Here is a 15,666-nt window from a genome sequence, read left to right on the forward strand (position 1 = left end):
GGCCAAGGACAACCGGCGCCGGGATGGCCACCGGGTCCACCGTATGGACAACCCCTCTATGTCGCTCCGCCCAAGCCGGGCGTTATCCCGCTGCGGCCGTTGCAATTCGGCGAAATCCTTGACGGCTCTTTCCAGACAATCCGCCGCAATGCGGCTTCCATGTTCGGTTCTGCGCTTATTGTGCAGGCCATCGGTGCCGTGCTCATTGGGATTGTCACGCTGGGAATGTTCCAGCTGACCATGTCCTTTGAATCAGTCAACTCAGAGGCTGACTTCAACGAGGCCATGGGCCCCTTCCTCGCCATCATGGCGAGCACGTTGGGTGTCTCGGTCCTGATCGGTTTTCTTGGTTCGGTACTCCAAGGCGTCCTGGTGGTGCCCGTGGCGCGCTCGGTCCTGAACCGGCGGACGGGTTTCAAGCAGATGTGGAAGTTGGCCGGCAGGAGAATCCTGCCGCTGTTGGGTGTCGCAGTCCTCCTGACCCTCGGCGGGCTGCTCGCCGCCGCCGCAGTGGTGGGTATTGCCGTTCTGCTCTTCACTGCCATGGGGCCCGGGGCTTTGCTGGTTGTCCTGCCTCTTGGGCTTGGGTCGGTGGTCTTGTTCGTCTGGATCGGGCTGAAGTTGATGCTGGCGCCCGCCGCGATCGTCGTTGAGCGGACAGGTGTCTACGACGGACTCCTGAGGTCCTGGCAGCTGACCAAAAACAACTGGTGGCGGATCTTCGGCATCACCTTGGTGGTGGCGATCATGGTGGGCATCATTGCCCAGATCGTCCAGATCCCCGCGTCCTTGGCAGCTACGGCTGTTGGCGGGGTAGTCAATCCCCACCCCGACGCCGAGGCAATAGCCTCCAGCCTGGTGGTCACCACTGTGATTTCCTCAGCCATCGGTGCGCTTGTGGGGTCTGTGACGTTTGCTTTCCAGGCCTCCGTGTTCGCCTTGATCTACATGGATCTGCGCATGCGCCGTGATGGTTTGGATGTTGAGCTTATGAGGCTGATGGAAACCGGAGACGATCCCGAGGGAATCCCTGGCAGTCCGTCGGTCCTGGGTCCTCACTCCGGCGCTTCGACCCGGAATCAAGGCTGGCCGTCCCAGGGCACACAGCCCCCTGCCGCGCCTCCCGGGCCCTGGCCGTCCCAGGGCACACAGCCCCCTGCCGCGCCTCCCGGGCCCTGGCCGCCGCAGGGCACACAGCCCCCTGCCGCGCCTCCCGGGCCCTGGCCGCCGCAGGGCACACAGCCCCCTGCCGCGCCTCCCGGGCCCTGGCCGCCGCAGGGCGGACAGCCCCCTGCCGCGCCTCCCGGGCCGTGGCCGCCGGCATGAGGACTATTCCACTGCAACCCACCATGTGGGCGGCCCAGGAGCCGCCCGTGACACCGGACCGTGAAGAGGCGCGGCGATGGGCGGCCGAGGAACTCTCGAAACCCCAATACCCGGACGCGCAACCCGGTTGGCTGGACCAATGGTGGCGCGACTTCCTCGACTGGTTGTCGTCCCTGGAAGGCGACGCATCGGGTCAAGGACCGGATCTTGCAGTTCCGCTCATGATCGCGTTGGCCCTTGCACTCATCATTGCTGCGGTCATCGTGGTCCGGCCCCGACTGAACGCCCGCCGAAAAGCCGCTGGATCGGACATCTACGGCGGTGACAGCAGCCTGGACTCGGAGGGCTACAGGAAGCGCGCGGCAACCGCAGCCGACGACGGCGACTGGCCGTCCGCCGTCGTCGACCAGTTCAGGGCGATTGTCCGCTCCGCCGAAGAGCGGGAGATCGTTGATGCCCGTCCCGGGCGGACCGCTGACGAAGCGGCAACCCAGCTGGGGCAGGTGTTTGGCACCGCGCAGTCCCGGCTGGACGCAGCCGCGCTCCTTTTCGATGCCGTGCGTTACGGCGAGCAGGGGGCAACGGCTCCGGACTATGAGTCCGTCCGCAGGCTCGATGCAGACCTCCTTGACATGAAGCCTGACTTCGCCGGACAGGCCCACGCAGGTTTCGCGGTGCCGCGATGACTACTTCCACGGTGGCAGACACCACGACCCACGGTGAAGCTCCCGCTCCCCAGCAGTCGGCTGGGAAGACGGCAGGGAAAAGCCTCCGTACCTGGTTCCGGAAACACCTGGTTTGGATCCTGATCGGCGTCGTCCTGGCTGGGCTGGTAACCTACCTGGCAATCTCCAGTGTGTCGGGCGCAAAAGATCCCCGTCCTTTGTCCGCCCGGAACCCAGCGCCAAATGGTGCAATGGCGGTGGCTGAAATCCTGGCGGATCACGGTGTATCGGTCGCATCGACCGATACCTTCGCGAAGACCATGGACGAGGTGGCCGACAGGGACGACGCTACCGTCCTCATCTACGACCCCCGCGGTTTTTTGGACCGAACACAGCTTGAAGACATTACGGACGCCGTGGAGCACGTGGTACTGGTCACCCCGCGGCTGAGGACATTGAACGCGCTGGAGCAGGGTTTCCGCCCGGGCGGGGTGGTTCCTGAAGCGACAACGGTTCTTGAACCCCGCTGCGACCTGGACGATGCCGTCGTGGCCGGCAAAGTCTCCGCCCAAGGCGCCATCTATTCCGGACCTGTGGTGTGCTACCCGGCCGCGGCCAAGGGATCCGGCATCTATGCTGCATCCCAGGACGGCAGGGTGGTGGTGCTGGGCAGTACCGACTTGCTCGACAACCAGCATCTGGCCTCTGAAGGCAATGCAGCACTCGCGCTGCGGACCTTGGGGAAGGACCAGAACCTGGTGTGGTACCTGCCCGGCGTGGGAGACGTTTCCGCGACTGACTCAACCCCTACCCTCAACGAGTTGGCTCCCCGCTGGCTTGCGTTCGCTGGACCGTGGATGGGAATCGTGGTGCTCCTGGCCATAGCGTGGCGGGGCCGGCGCATGGGCCCGCTGGTCTTCGAGCCACTTCCCGTGGTGGTGAAGGCTGCCGAGACGGCGGAAGGCAGGGCGCGTCTTTATCAGGACTCGCGGGCAGTGGAGCGCGCAGCCGACAACCTGCGGGCAGGCACACTGGTCCGCCTGGCCCGGCATTTCAACCTGGGAACAGAGGCCACCCCGGAGGCAATTGTGGACGCCTCGGCCGGGCACATGGGGCAGCCGGCCCCGGAAGTCAGGTTCGTGCTCCTCGACTTCAGGCCGGAGAACGAAGGACAACTGGTGCAATGGGCACAACAGATCGAACGAATCGAACAGGAGGCGACCACCCGATGAGCAGCCAGCCGAACAGCTACACGGACAGCAACAGCCAACAGGGTGGTGGCGGCGCACCCCACCAGGGTGCCGCACCGGACCAGGTCGCGCCGCCCCACCACTCCGCGCAGCAAAATGTGCGGCAAGAAGGGGATCCCTCAGGAAACGGGCACCGCAGCACACAGGAAAACCCCGCCCGGCAGTCCCTGCTGAATGTGCGCAACGAAGTGGGCAAAGCCGTGGTGGGGCAGGATCCCACCGTGACGGGCATGCTCATTGCCCTGCTATGCGGCGGCCACGTCTTGCTGGAAGGAGTCCCCGGCGTGGCCAAGACCCTGCTGGTGAGGGCGTTGTCCACCGCACTGAGTTTGGACACCAAGCGGGTCCAGTTCACCCCCGACCTCATGCCGGGTGATGTCACAGGCTCGTTGGTCTATGACTCCCACTCCTCGGAGTTCACCTTCCGTGAAGGCCCCGTTTTCACCAACATCATGCTTGCGGACGAAATCAACCGGACACCACCGAAGACCCAGGCGTCGCTCCTTGAAGCCATGGAGGAACGCCAGGTTTCCGTTGATGGAGTCTCGCGTCCGCTGCCGAGCCCGTTTATCGTAGCTGCGACGCAGAACCCCGTGGAGTATGAAGGCACCTATCCCCTGCCCGAGGCGCAGCTTGATCGGTTCCTGCTGAAACTGACAATGCCGTTGCCAGGAAGGGCCGAGGAGATCGAGGTCATTCGACGCCATTCCACCGGCTTCGATCCGAGGAACCTCGCAGCTGCCGGTGTCCGTCCGGTGGCGGGCGCGGCAGAGCTTTCCGCCGCGCAGGCCGCCGTTGCCCACGTAGCGGTGGCCCCGGAAATCCTCGCGTACATTGTTGACGTTGTCCGTGCCACCAGGTCCGCACCGTCCTTCCAACTCGGGGTTTCCCCCCGCGGTGCCACGGCGCTGCTCAATACGTCCAAGGCGTGGGCATGGTTGTCCGGGCGGTCCTTCGTCACCCCTGACGACGTCAAGGCTTTGTCTTTGCCCTGCCTGCGGCACCGTGTGGGCCTCCGTCCCGAAGCACAGATGGACGGCATCCAGGTCGACGACGTCCTGGGCAGCATCCTTGCATCGGTTCCGGTGCCTCGGTGACTCCGGATGCCCGCATGAATGGCGGCGCCCAAGGCAGCCCTGATACCCAAGGGCGCCCCGATACCCAAGGACGCCCCGGCATGCAACGGTCCCCGGGCACACCAGGGCGCCCCGGCAAACCACGGAGCCCCGGATCGAAGGGGGCCACCGGCTGCCGCATGGGTTCCGGCGCGGCCCAGAGTGAGGCGGACTGAGTGGCGGTTTCCGGCCGATTCGTCCTGCTGGCCCTCGCCGGGCTGCTTCCTTTCGTGTTGTTTCCGGGTTGGAACACTGTCTTGTTCGTAGCCATGGGACTGCTGCTGTTGCTGATCCTCGACCTGCTCCTGGCTGCTTCTCCTGCAGGCCTGGCCCTGGACCGGGGGCACCCGGGAAATGTGACGCTGGAGGGCCGGGCAGAGACCGTTGTTACAGTTGCCAACCCCACGCGCAGGAAGTTGCGGGCCAACATCAGGGATGCCTGGCAGCCTTCTGCCGGAGCCACCAATAACATCCAGTCGCTGGTGGTTCCTCCGGGCGAGCGGCGGCGCATGCGGGTGGCCTTGGTTCCCCGCCGCCGCGGCGACCTGGAAAGCCCCCACATCACCATCCGGTCTTGGGGACCGTTGGGTCTGGCCGCCAGGCAGCGCACCCGTGGGTTGCCCGGACATCTGCGGGTCCTGCCTCCCTTTCACTCGAAACGCCACTTGCCCTCCAAGCTCCGCAAGCTCCGGGAACTGGACGGCAAGGCTGCCGTGCAGATCCGGGGAGCAGGAACGGAATTTGATTCCCTGCGCGATTACGTCCGCGGTGACGACGTCCGCTCCATCGACTGGCGGGCTACGGCCCGGCGCACCTCGGTGGTGGTCAGGACCTGGCGTCCGGAACGTGACAGGCGCGTGGTCATCGTCCTGGATACCTCACGCACTGCGGCGGCCAGGATCCAGGACGAGCCCCGTCTTGATACCGGAATCGAAGCGGCATTGCTGCTCTCGGTGCTGGCCGAACGCGGCGGGGACCGGGTTGACTTCCTCGCCTATGACCGCAGGTTGCGTGCAAGGGTGGAGTCGGCATCCAAAGGAAACATGCTCGGCCAATTGGTCCAGGCCATGGCCCCTTTGGAGGCTGAACTGATTGAACTGGACTGGCAGCAGGTCCCGGGACAGGTAAGGGCAGTCTCGGCCCACCGGTCCCTGGTGGTGCTGTTGACAGCGCTCGACGGCGGTGCCCCCGAGGAGGGCCTGTTGCCTACGGTGGCACAGTTGTCGCGACAGCACGTTGTGGTGGTGGCGTCCGTCAGGGATCCACTGCTGGCAGCAATGAAAGAGGAGAGAACCACGGCAAGCCAGGTGTTCCGGGCCGCGGCGGCCGAACGTGCCCTGTTGGAACGGGCCGCGGTCACAGCCCAGCTACGGCAGTTGGGCGCCGAAGTGGTGGACGCCGAGCCCCTTGAGGTTCCACCACTGCTCGCGGATACCTACATCCGGCTAAAAGCTGCCGGAAGGCTCTAGTTCCCGTTTCCGGAAAGGACGGCCATGAACACCCCTATCTACAAGCTGGCACTCGGCGATGACTTCACCAAGCTCGCACCCGAGCTTCAGGAGTACTTTTCACTGGCGGCAGGTTCCGGCTACTACGGCATAGGCGAAGGCGTCTTTGATGTGGTGGGTTGCAAGCAGAAGTGGCTGCGTCCCCCGCTCGCCCTCACAGGACGCGAAGAAGCATTTTTTCCCGAGTACGGTGAGGGCATCCGCTTCAGGATCGAGAACCATGCGCACGTGGATCCATTTGGACGACCTGCGCTGACCGCGCGCCGGGAAATCTACTTTCCAGCGCGGACCAGGCTCTTCCATGACACGACAAGTGCCGTGCTGCAAGGGAACGAGGGGCCTGGGCAGGAAGGAAACACCCAGGCACGCCTGGTGGACCACGTAGGGCGGTACAGGCGGCTTGTGACCGACTTGGATGTCAGTGTCACTGCCGAGGGCCGGCTTCGTGGTGTCTCCCGATCCAGCCGGCTGCTCCTCGGGCCGCTGCGCATACCGTTGCCGGCCGCCCTGGACGCGCGCGCCTACGCGGAGCAATGGTGGGACAGCGCCGAGGGCAAACACCGGATCCAGGTCAAAGTCATCCAGCCGCAAGTCGGTTTGGTCCTGGTCTATGCAGGCCGCTTCGATTACCGGCTTGCGCCCTATCTGCCGGGAACAGCTCCTGGCACTACGCTGCCTCGATACGCAGAACCGGACCGTTGGGAACGACGCATTTGACCGCCGGGCACGGCATCAGCATCTGCTAAGAGGTCTTCCCGGACGCTCACGTCAGCCTTGGGCCAGTTGATCAAGTCCGTCAGCCACCTGGGTGAGTCTGGCCAGCACTTCCATTGCCGCTGACGGCTTGTAGCCTGCCAGTCCTGTGGAGGGTGTGACGCGGAGCCCTGTCAGAGCCGATGCCGGCAGTCCGAGCTGGCGCCAGGGCTTCCAAATACTTTCCACGATCTCCGAGGTACGCGGCAGTTGAGCGCTTGGATTATGGGTAGGCAGGGCACCGGCCCAGAGGCGTTTGCCGCTTTCCACTGCACCGGCCAGCTGTTCCCATTGACGGGCGGTCAGCGCCCGCAGGGGCAGTGCAACACCGTCGGCTCCAGCTGCCAGGACCCGCTCGATCGGTGCTTCTATTTCCGGCAAGGACACCACAGCCTCGACGACGCCGGCGGACTTCAGTGCCTCGATCACCAACCGCCAGGCCCCGGTGACTTCTTCGCCCGGGACCGATCGCAGTGTCCTGTACCCGCTCGCCGTCGGGATGGTTCCGGCCATGACGGATGCAATGTCAGGTTCGTCCAGTTGGACCACAATGCCTGCACCCGGTACTGCTGCGCCGACGCGGCGCACATGTTCTGCGACCCCGGCAGCCAGGGACTCTGCAATATCGCGCCTGGCGCCATAGTCCAGGAGCGCCCGTTCGCCATTGTGAAGGTACAAATTGGCTGCCAGGCTCAGGGGGCCAAGCAATTGGATTTTGAGTTCCGTTGCGGAAACATCCTCGGTGCCGGCGATATCGGCCAGGACGTTGATATCAGTGGAGAGGGCGGAGCGGGCGCGCTGGGCATCCTTCCCGGGTCGGTCCACGAGTCGCCAGCCGTGTGGCTGGACATCGAGTGCAAGGTCCACCAGCAAAGTCCCGGACCGGCCCACGGCATCCGAGCCAACGCCACGGTCCGGAAGTTCGGGAAGGAAGGGCAGGTGTGGATCTCCCAGCTCGCCCCGGATGATTCGGTTTGCCTCCGCAGGGTCGTTGCCAGGCCATGGCCCCAGTGCGGTTGCGCTGGCGCGCGGGTCATTCACTGCTGCCATGGTCAAACCTGCTGGCTTGAAATCTGGTGGTCCTCGGCGATTGCCTCGTGGTGGCGGATCACTTCGCTGATGATGAAGTTCAGGAATTTCTCGGCAAACGCCGGGTCCAGGTGCGCATCTTCGGCGAGCCGGCGGAGGCGGGCAATCTGGGCTGATTCCCTGCCCGGATCTCCGGCGGGAAGCTTATGGGTGGCCTTGAGGACTCCTACCTTCTGCGTGGCTTTGAAGCGCTCGGCGAGCAGGAAGACCAGGGTCGCGTCGATGTTGTCGATACTGGACCGGATGGACAGCAACTCATCCATGACGGCGCTGTCCACTTGGCCGGCCAGTGAACTCGCAGCCGGGTTGAAGGAATCGGCGGCATCGGGAAGGGCGTTGTTCTGCTCGGTCATGCGTCCCAGTCTATGGTGCCGGACGGTGCGCACGTGGGTGTTACTTTTGCGCCTCGGACCGCCGCAGGGCGGCGCAGACCGGGGCAAACCGAACGCACGCCCCTGCAATGATGGCAGTATCCCCCGAGGCCGGTTTCGGAGCACAATGACAGCATCACTGCAGGTTCGGCAAAGGAGTCACCATGAAAATCGCTGTTCTGGGCACAGGCATGGTGGGGCACGCCCTCGCGGGCAAGCTGGTGTCGTTGGGCCATGAAGTCACCATGGGCTCCCGCGAATCCGGCAATCCAAAGGGGCAGGAATGGGCCGCCCAGGCAGGGTCACGAGCCCATGCCGGCTCTTTTGCCGAGGCAGCTGAGCAAGCAGAATTGGTGGTCAATGCCACCCCGGGGACAGTCAGCCTCGCTGTCTTGGCTGAGGCCGGCGAAGCAAACCTCAACGGCAAAATCCTGTTGGACGTCTCCAATGCCCTGGATTCTTCGAGTGGGTTCCCTCCGTCATTGACCGTGTGCAATACCGACAGCATCGCCGAAACAATTCAGCGGACTTACCCGGATGTCCTGGTAGTCAAGTCGCTCAACACGGTAAGCGCACCGGTCATGGTGGAGCCCTCGAGGCTGCCCGGATCCCACGATATTTTCATGGCAGGCAACGATCCTGCCGCAAAGTCCCGTGTTTCGGATCTCCTCCAGGAATTTGGCTGGGCGCCCGGGCACATCAGGGATCTGGGCGGCCTCGACGCCGCCCGCGGAATGGAGATGTGGTTGCCGCTGTGGCTGCGGATCTTTATGCAGCAGCCCCACGGAAAAATGTTCAACATCGGCATCGTCTCTGAATAGCGCCGGCTCCTCCCGCACAGGAAAGGCACGCCCCACCAGGGGCGTGCCTTTCACGGACTTTGCGGGTCCGCCGGCAATGCAGCTAGCCGCCCAGCAGCGCCCGGTGGGCTTCCCGCCGTCGTGCTTGTTCGTCAGGGTCGGGTACAGGCAGCGAGGCGATGAGCCGCTTGGTGTAGTCGTGTTGCGGTGAGCCCATCACGTGGTTGCCAATCCCCTGCTCCACAAGTTGGCCCTTGTACAGCACGCCCACCCAATGGGACAACATGTCCACCACTGCGAGGTCGTGGCTGATGAACAGGGCAGCAAAGCCGAACTGCTCCTGGATGTCCTTGAACAGGTCCAGGACTTTCGCCTGCACCGAGACGTCCAGGGCAGAGGTTGGTTCGTCGGCAATGAGGAGGCGGGGGTTCAATGCCAGCGATCTCGCCAGGGAGGCACGCTGCCGCTGTCCGCCGGACAGCTCGTGCGGATACCGCTGAGCGTACGACGCCGGCAATTGGACTGATTCGAGCAGCTCACCGACTTTTTTCCTCGCCTCGGCCGCGCTTGGTTTGGTATGGATCATCAACGGCTCCGCGACGCACTCACCGATGGTCAGGTGCGGGTTGAACGAGGCCGCCGGATCCTGGAAAACGAAGCCGATCTCCTTGCGAAGCGGCCGGAAGGAACGCTCCTTGAAGTCCAGCATCTCGTAGCCGAGAACCTTCAAACTGCCGCCCGTAGCCCGGTTCAGGCCCGCGATGGCCCGGCCAATGGTGGATTTGCCCGAGCCGGACTCCCCTACCAGGCCAAAGACCTCATTTTCCGAGACAGTAAAGCTGACGTTGTCTACGGCCTTGAATCCGTTGCGCCCGAACCTGCCCGGATACTCAATGGTGAGGTTCTTGGCTTCCACCAGGATCTTGCCGTCTTGGTGGAGCCGGCCACGGGCACCTTCGGAGGCCGAATGACGGCCCAGGTGCGGGACGGCGGCAAGCAGCTTCTTGGTGTAGTCCACCTTTGGTTCGGCAAAGAGGACACGGGAAGGTGCTTCCTCCACGACGTCCCCTTGGTACATGACCACTACCCGATCCGCGAGATCGGCTACCACGCCCATGTTGTGGGTAATGAGCACAATGGAGGTGCCGTAGTTGTCCCGCAGGTCCCGGAGCAGCTGCAGGATCTCGGCTTGGACCGTGACATCCAGGGCGGTCGTCGGCTCGTCGGCGACGATGAGGCCGGGGTTCAGGGCCAGCGCTGCCGCGATGACTACACGCTGTTTCTGGCCGCCGGAGAATTGGTGCGGATAGTAGTTGACGCGGGTTTCTGGATCCGGGATTCCTACTTTGCGCAGGGCCTCAACAGCGCGTTGCCTGGCCTCTTTGGCGGAGACCCGTTTTCCGTCCGTGGCGTGGGCCCGGATTCCTTCAGCAATCTGCCAACCAACGGTAAACACCGGGTTCAAGGCTGTGGAGGGCTCCTGGAACACCATGGCAACATCGCGTCCGCGGATTTTACGCAAGGCGGCTTTACTGACACTGATCACGTTGTTGCCGTTGATCACCACGGCGCCGGAGCTTATGGCAGTTTCCGGCAGCAGGCCCAGGATGGTCTTGGCGGTGACCGTCTTGCCTGATCCGGACTCCCCGACGATCGCAACAACCTCGCCGGAGTTCACGGTGAGGCTCACGTCCTTGACGGCGTGGACATCCCCGCCGTCCGTCGCGAACGTTACCTGGAGCCGGTCAATGCTGAGAACGGGTTCAGCGTTGACGGACTTCCCTGACATGTGTCCAAGGTTGGTGGTCATGGCTTACCTGCCTCTTCGGGCTCTGAGGCCGCCGTTGTTGGTGCTGCCGGGGCTGCAGATGGCGCAGCCGGCGTTCCGCCTGCCCGTTTGCGTCCGCGGATCCGGGGATCGTTGAGGTCGTTGATGCTTTCGCCCACCAGGGTCAGGCCCAGGACGGTGAGCACAATGGCGATGCCCGGGAACACGCCGGTCCACCAAATGCCGGAGGATGTATCAGCCAGCGCCTTGTTCAGGTCAAAGCCCCATTCGGCAGCAGAGGTAGGTTCGATGCCGAACCCCAGGAACCCGAGCCCCGCGAGGGTGAGGATCGCTTCGGAGGCGTTGAGGGTGAACATGAGCGGCAGTGTCCGCGTGGCGTTCTTGAAGATGTGGCGCCCGATGATGCGCATGCTGGACGCGCCCAGCACCTTCGCAGACTCGACGAATGGTTCAGCCTTGAGCCGGATGGTCTCGGCGCGGATCACCCTGAAGTACTGCGGCACGAAAACCACGGTGATGGAGAAAGCACAGGAGAAGATACCGCCCCAGAAACTGGATTGGCCCTTGCTGATGACGATCGAGATGACGATGGCCAGGAGCAACGTGGGGAAGGCATAGATGGCATCTGCCACCACTACCAGGATGCGGTCCAGCCAGCCGCCGAAGTAGCCGCTGAGCAAACCCAGGGCGACACCCAGGAAAAGGGACATGGCAACGGCGACGACAATGACCGTAACGGCCGTCTGGGATCCCCAGATCACCCGCGACAGAACGTCATAGCCGCTGACTGTGGTTCCCAGCAGGTGCTTGCCGCCCGGTGCCTCCTGCGTGGGAAAGGAACCGGAAGCGTCGCTGAGTTGGGAGTAGCCGTAGGGTGCGAGCAATGGCGCGAAGATGCTGGTGAGGATCAACAGCCCTGTGAGAACGAGGCCTACGATCAGCATGCCGCGTTGGAGGCCGACGCTTTTCTTGAAGTGCGAGACCACAGGCAGCCGGTGGAGCAGGGGCTGCTTGGGTGCTGTCAGCGATGGAGTGCTCATGGTCAGTACCTCACTCGGGGATCGATGAGCGCGGCAATGATGTCCACGATGAAGTTGGTTACGGCCACAATGATGGCCAGCAGGACCACGATTCCCTGGACGGCCACAAAATCGCGGGCGTTCAGATACTGCACCAATTGATACCCCAGGCCCTTCCATTCGAAGGTGGTTTCCGTCAGGATGGCCCCGCCCAGCATCAACGCGATCTGCAGCCCCATGACGGTGATGATGGGGATCAGTGCAGGCTTGTAGGCGTGCTTGGTCACGAGCCGGAACTCACTGACTCCCCTGGAGCGCCCTGCCTCGACGTAGTCCTTTCCCAACGTACCGATCACATTGGTACGCACCAGGCGCAGGAAGACCCCGGCCGTCAGGAGGCCGAGGGCAAGGGCCGGAAGGACGGCGTGGGAAGCGATGTCACCCAACGCGGTCAAGTTGCCGCTGCGGAGGGCATCCAGCCAATAAATTCCTGAAGGCGCTGCCAGGCCGCTCATGGTCAGTTCTGTCCGGGTGGACGCCCGCCCGGCCACCGGGAACCAGCCCAGCCACACAGAAAATGTCAGTTTGAGGAGCAGGCCGGCAAAAAAGACGGGCGTCGCGTAGCAAAGGATCGCAAAGAACCGCAGCACGGCGTCGGGAGTCTTATCCCGGTGTTGGGCCGCAATGAGGCCGAAGGGAATACCTGCCAGCAGGGCGACGATCAGTGCGTTGATGGAGAGTTCAAGGGTGGCTGCTCCGAAAGTGGTCAGTACTTCCACCACTGGACGCCGGTCAGTGATGGTGGTGCCGAAATTGCCCGTCAGGAGTTGGCCAATGTATTCGAAGTACTGGACCAGGATGGGACGGTCGTAGCCGGCGTCGTGGATGCGCTGGGCCAGGACGTCCGGAGGAAGCCGGCCACCCTGGGATGCCGTGATGGGATCTCCAATGACCCTCATCAGGAAGAACACCAGCGTCACAAGGATGAAGACGGTGGGAATGATCAGGAAGAACCGGATCACGATGTATCTGCCAAGCCCTCCCCCGGCTTTGGACTTGCTCTTGGGAGCAACTATCCCGGGCTCGGCCTCGGGTACCTCTATAAGTGTTGTCATTATTACCTGTATTCCTGCCCGTGGATTGCGCGGGGTTGGCTCATGCGTGCCGGCCAAGATGGTGGTCAGCAAAGGAGGCGGGACACCGGATCAGTGTCCCGCCTGCCTTCTGGTCACGTTGGTGCGGTTACTTGGATATGACGCCCAGGCGGAACTTGAAGGACGGGTCCAGTGTCTTGTCGACACCATTCACGCCGCTTCCGACTACCGCCACCTGTGCACCCTGGAGCAGGGGCAGCGTGGAAATGTCCTTGGCGAGGGCGTTCTGGACATCCTTGATGTCTGATTCCCGCTTGGTCTTGTCAGCCTCAGTCAACTGCTTGCCGATGAGGTCGTTCACCGTGGCGTTGTTGTAGTGGTTCTTCAGGAAGCCGCCCTCCGGGAAGAAGGGAGTGAGGTAGTTATCGGCATCGCTGAAGTCCGGGAACCAGCCAAACTGGAACAACGGGTATTCATCGGCGCGGCTGGCCTTGCTGTAGGTGACCCATTCCGTGGACTGCAGGTTCACGGTGAAGAGGCCCGACTTCTCCAGCTGTTCCTTGACCATTGCGTATTCATCTCCGGATGATCCGCCGTAGTGGTCCGGGTTGTACTGCAGGTTCAGTGCCACAGGCTCGGTAATTCCTGCGTCGGTCAAAACCTTCTTGGCCTTGTCCAGGCTTGGCTTTCCGCCATCACCGTAGGCATCCTTGAACGACTCGTTCGCACCAAGGAATCCGCTCGGAACGTTGGAGTACAGCGGCAGGTACGTGCCCTTGTAGACCTGGTCTGCGATGGCCTGGCGGTCAACGAGGTTGGCCACGGCCTGGCGGACGGCCAATGCCTTGGCCGGATCTGCGCCGGCTGCCTTGGTTCCATAGGGCATGGTGTCGAAGTTGAAGGTGATGTAGCGGATCTCGCCGCCAGGCCCGGTGAGGACCTTGACTTTGGAGTCCTTCCGGAGGTCATCGATGTCCGTGGCACTGAGGCTGCGGAAGGCGACGTCGATGGCTCCCTGCTGGATTTCCAGCTTCAGGTTGGTGGGGCTGGCGTAGTACTTGATGGTGGCAGCATCGTTGGCCGGCTTGCCCAGGACGCCCTGGTAGTCCGGGAACGCCTTGAAGCTGACAAGCTCGTTCTTCTTGTAGCTGTCGATGGTGTACTGGCCGTAGAAAGCATTGGCCTTGATGATCTCGTCGTCGGACAGGACTTTGTCGGCCGGGAAGACTTCGTCGTCCACGATCGGCGCGGCAGGGCTGCTAAGGATCTGGCTGAAAGTCTGGTCGTTGGCGTTCTTCAACTTGAACACCACTGTGGTGGCGTCCGGTGCGCTCACGCTCTCGATGTTCGTCAGCAACGATGCCGGGCCGGCGGGGTCGTTGATGGCCACCTGCCGGTCAAAGGAGAACTTGACGTCCTTGGAATCCAAGGTGTGGCCGTTGGCCCACTTCAGGCCGGATTTGAGCTTGACGGTGTACTCGGACGGAGCCGTGAACGACGACGATTCCGCCAGGTCCGGGACCGGCTCGGCTCCACCGGGCTTGGAGTTCAATAGGAAGGAGTAGATCTGGTTCATCACCATGAACGAACCGTTGTCATAAGACCCTGCCGGGTCAAGCGACGTGACCTTGTCTGTGGTGCCGTAGGCGATGGGGCCCGCGGCTGCCGGGGCGGACGAGGAGCCGCCGCCCGAGGGACCCGTGCATGCCGTCAAGGCGAGCGCGGAGATGCCCGCCAGCGCGATAACGCCGTGCAGGGCCTTCTTGTTCATTGCCATCTGGTGAACCTTCTGTTCGATGGATTCGGCGCGCCGCCGTGGGATATTTGTGACGGCGCACACTCTTAGTGCCTCGATTCAACCAGACTTCGAACGGGGCGAACCCTCAAAACAGTGATTTGAGACACAAAATTTACTTTCCAGTAGCTTCGGTCCGGCTTCGGCAAACCATTGCCCGGGGTGGAGCTCAGGAATATGGTTTATTCCGAGTCTCCACTCACTGAAAGTCGGCACAAAGGACAGCCACATGAGCAAGGCAGCATTGTGCGTAGGGATCAACGAGTTCAAGTTCCTGCCCCAAGCCAGTTGGCTCAACGGCTGTGTGAACGACGCCGAGGATCTGGCGGGGATGTTGGAGAAGGACTATGGCTTCGACCGGTCCTCGATCACGGTCCTTCGCGACGCCGGCGCTGCGAAGAAAAACGTCATGGCCGAACTCAATAAATTGGTTGACGCTGCGGTCTCGGGCGCTGCCAACCACATCGTCTTCACCTTCTCCAGCCACGGGACCCAGATCCCGGACAACAGCGGAGACGAAGACGACAGCCTTGATGAGGCATTCGCGTGCTACGACATCAATGACGCCGGTGACTCCTGGGATCCCGACACCGTCATTTCGGACGACGAACTGGCAGCAGCGTTTTCGCGCCTTCCGGAAGGCGTTTTGATGGACGTGGTCCTCGATACCTGCCACAGCGGTACCGGGTTGAAGTCCTTGGACTTGATCCCCGGTCGTCGTCCGCGCTTTCTGCCGGCACCGACGCCACGCGCTGTTGTGGCCAACGAGGATCTGGAAACGCGGACCCTGCGGGACTTGGTCAAAGCGGCCAAGCTCTCTACCCCGGTACTCATGGCAGCTTGCCGGTCTGATCAAACCGCCGCCGATGCCTTGATGGAGGGCCGCTACAACGGCGCGTTCACCTACAATTTGGTCAAGTCCCTGCACGGTGACCGGACCTTGGGGCGTGCGGCCCTGCTCAAAGAGGTCAGCAAGGGGCTCAAGTCCGGCGGCTTCGACCAGGTTGCACAGCTGGAAGCTTCCAAGCACGCACGAAACGCCGCCTGGGGTGCCTGACCGCCGCTCCTTCTCCGCCCGGACGTAAATTTCGG

General features: G+C 63.0%; 14 protein-coding genes. 8 read left to right on the forward strand and 6 right to left on the reverse strand.

Translation table 11 applies throughout. The features are described 5' to 3' along the window. Positions 1-159: 159 nt before the first annotated feature. The 6 genes from LDN85_RS14175 (at position 160) to LDN85_RS14200 (ending at position 6,581) form a co-directional block, all read left to right on the forward strand. Positions 160-1,326 (forward strand): glycerophosphoryl diester phosphodiesterase membrane domain-containing protein, encoded by a 1,167-nt coding sequence (locus tag LDN85_RS14175; RefSeq protein WP_223943359.1) that lies wholly within the window; start codon positions 160-162, stop codon positions 1,324-1,326. Next, positions 1,323-2,012 (forward strand): DUF4129 domain-containing protein, encoded by a 690-nt coding sequence (locus tag LDN85_RS14180; protein ID WP_223943360.1) that lies wholly within the window; start codon positions 1,323-1,325, stop codon positions 2,010-2,012. Before LDN85_RS14175 ends, LDN85_RS14180 begins: the two co-directional genes overlap by 4 nt. Next, positions 2,009-3,223, forward strand: a complete 1,215-nt coding sequence (locus tag LDN85_RS14185; protein WP_223943361.1) for a DUF4350 domain-containing protein — start codon at positions 2,009-2,011, stop codon at positions 3,221-3,223. The genes LDN85_RS14180 and LDN85_RS14185 overlap by 4 nt, the downstream gene beginning before the upstream one ends. Continuing rightward, a complete protein-coding gene (locus LDN85_RS14190; protein WP_223943362.1) occupies positions 3,220-4,338 on the forward strand; it encodes a MoxR family ATPase in 1,119 nt (372 codons plus the stop codon). The genes LDN85_RS14185 and LDN85_RS14190 overlap by 4 nt, the downstream gene beginning before the upstream one ends. 194 nt (positions 4,339-4,532) lie before the next feature. Continuing rightward, positions 4,533-5,825 (forward strand): DUF58 domain-containing protein, encoded by a 1,293-nt coding sequence (locus LDN85_RS14195; protein WP_223943363.1) that lies wholly within the window; start codon positions 4,533-4,535, stop codon positions 5,823-5,825. Between the two features lie 24 nt (positions 5,826-5,849). Continuing rightward, positions 5,850-6,581: a DUF4166 domain-containing protein gene (locus LDN85_RS14200; RefSeq protein ID WP_223943364.1), complete on the forward strand. Its 732-nt coding sequence runs from the start codon at positions 5,850-5,852 to the stop codon at positions 6,579-6,581. A 51-nt stretch (positions 6,582-6,632) separates the two neighbouring features. Here LDN85_RS14200 and LDN85_RS14205 read toward each other — a convergent pair whose 3' ends face one another. Then, the gene (locus LDN85_RS14205; RefSeq protein WP_223943365.1) at positions 6,633-7,667 is read right to left on the reverse strand and encodes a hypothetical protein; all 1,035 of its coding nucleotides are present in this window, start codon (positions 7,665-7,667) and stop codon (positions 6,633-6,635) included. A 2-nt stretch (positions 7,668-7,669) separates the two neighbouring features. Further along, the gene (locus tag LDN85_RS14210; RefSeq protein WP_026540041.1) at positions 7,670-8,059 is read right to left on the reverse strand and encodes a chorismate mutase; all 390 of its coding nucleotides are present in this window, start codon (positions 8,057-8,059) and stop codon (positions 7,670-7,672) included. 182 nt (positions 8,060-8,241) lie between these two features. Here LDN85_RS14210 and LDN85_RS14215 point away from each other — a divergent pair, with 182 nt between their 5' ends. Continuing rightward, positions 8,242-8,898 (forward strand): NAD(P)-binding domain-containing protein, encoded by a 657-nt coding sequence (locus LDN85_RS14215; protein ID WP_223943366.1) that lies wholly within the window; start codon positions 8,242-8,244, stop codon positions 8,896-8,898. An 82-nt stretch (positions 8,899-8,980) separates the two neighbouring features. Here LDN85_RS14215 and LDN85_RS14220 read toward each other — a convergent pair whose 3' ends face one another. From LDN85_RS14220 to LDN85_RS14235, 4 genes are all read right to left on the reverse strand, one after another. Continuing rightward, entirely contained in the window at positions 8,981-10,687 is a 1,707-nt protein-coding gene (locus LDN85_RS14220; protein WP_026546163.1) for an ABC transporter ATP-binding protein, read from the reverse strand. Beyond that, positions 10,684-11,706, reverse strand: a complete 1,023-nt coding sequence (locus LDN85_RS14225; RefSeq protein ID WP_223943367.1) for an ABC transporter permease — start codon at positions 11,704-11,706, stop codon at positions 10,684-10,686. Before LDN85_RS14225 ends, LDN85_RS14220 begins: the two co-directional genes overlap by 4 nt. A 2-nt stretch (positions 11,707-11,708) precedes the next feature. Further along, on the reverse strand, positions 11,709-12,800 hold the full coding sequence (locus tag LDN85_RS14230; protein WP_223943368.1) for an ABC transporter permease: 1,092 nt from the start codon (positions 12,798-12,800) through the stop codon (positions 11,709-11,711). 127 nt (positions 12,801-12,927) lie between these two features. Next, positions 12,928-14,556 carry an ABC transporter substrate-binding protein gene (locus LDN85_RS14235; RefSeq protein WP_026546165.1) on the reverse strand — a complete coding sequence of 543 codons (1,629 nt, stop codon included), beginning with the start codon at positions 14,554-14,556 and terminating at the stop codon, positions 12,928-12,930. A gap of 247 nt (positions 14,557-14,803) precedes the next feature. On the opposite strand from LDN85_RS14235, the gene LDN85_RS14240 reads away from it, so the two are divergent. Then, positions 14,804-15,631: a caspase family protein gene (locus LDN85_RS14240; RefSeq protein WP_026540036.1), complete on the forward strand. Its 828-nt coding sequence runs from the start codon at positions 14,804-14,806 to the stop codon at positions 15,629-15,631. The last annotated feature ends 35 nt before the right edge of the window (positions 15,632-15,666 follow it).

It is taken from the genome of Arthrobacter sp. StoSoilB20, from assembly GCF_019977295.1.
GTDB classification, from domain to species: Bacteria; Actinomycetota; Actinomycetes; order Actinomycetales; family Micrococcaceae; genus Arthrobacter; species Arthrobacter nicotinovorans_A.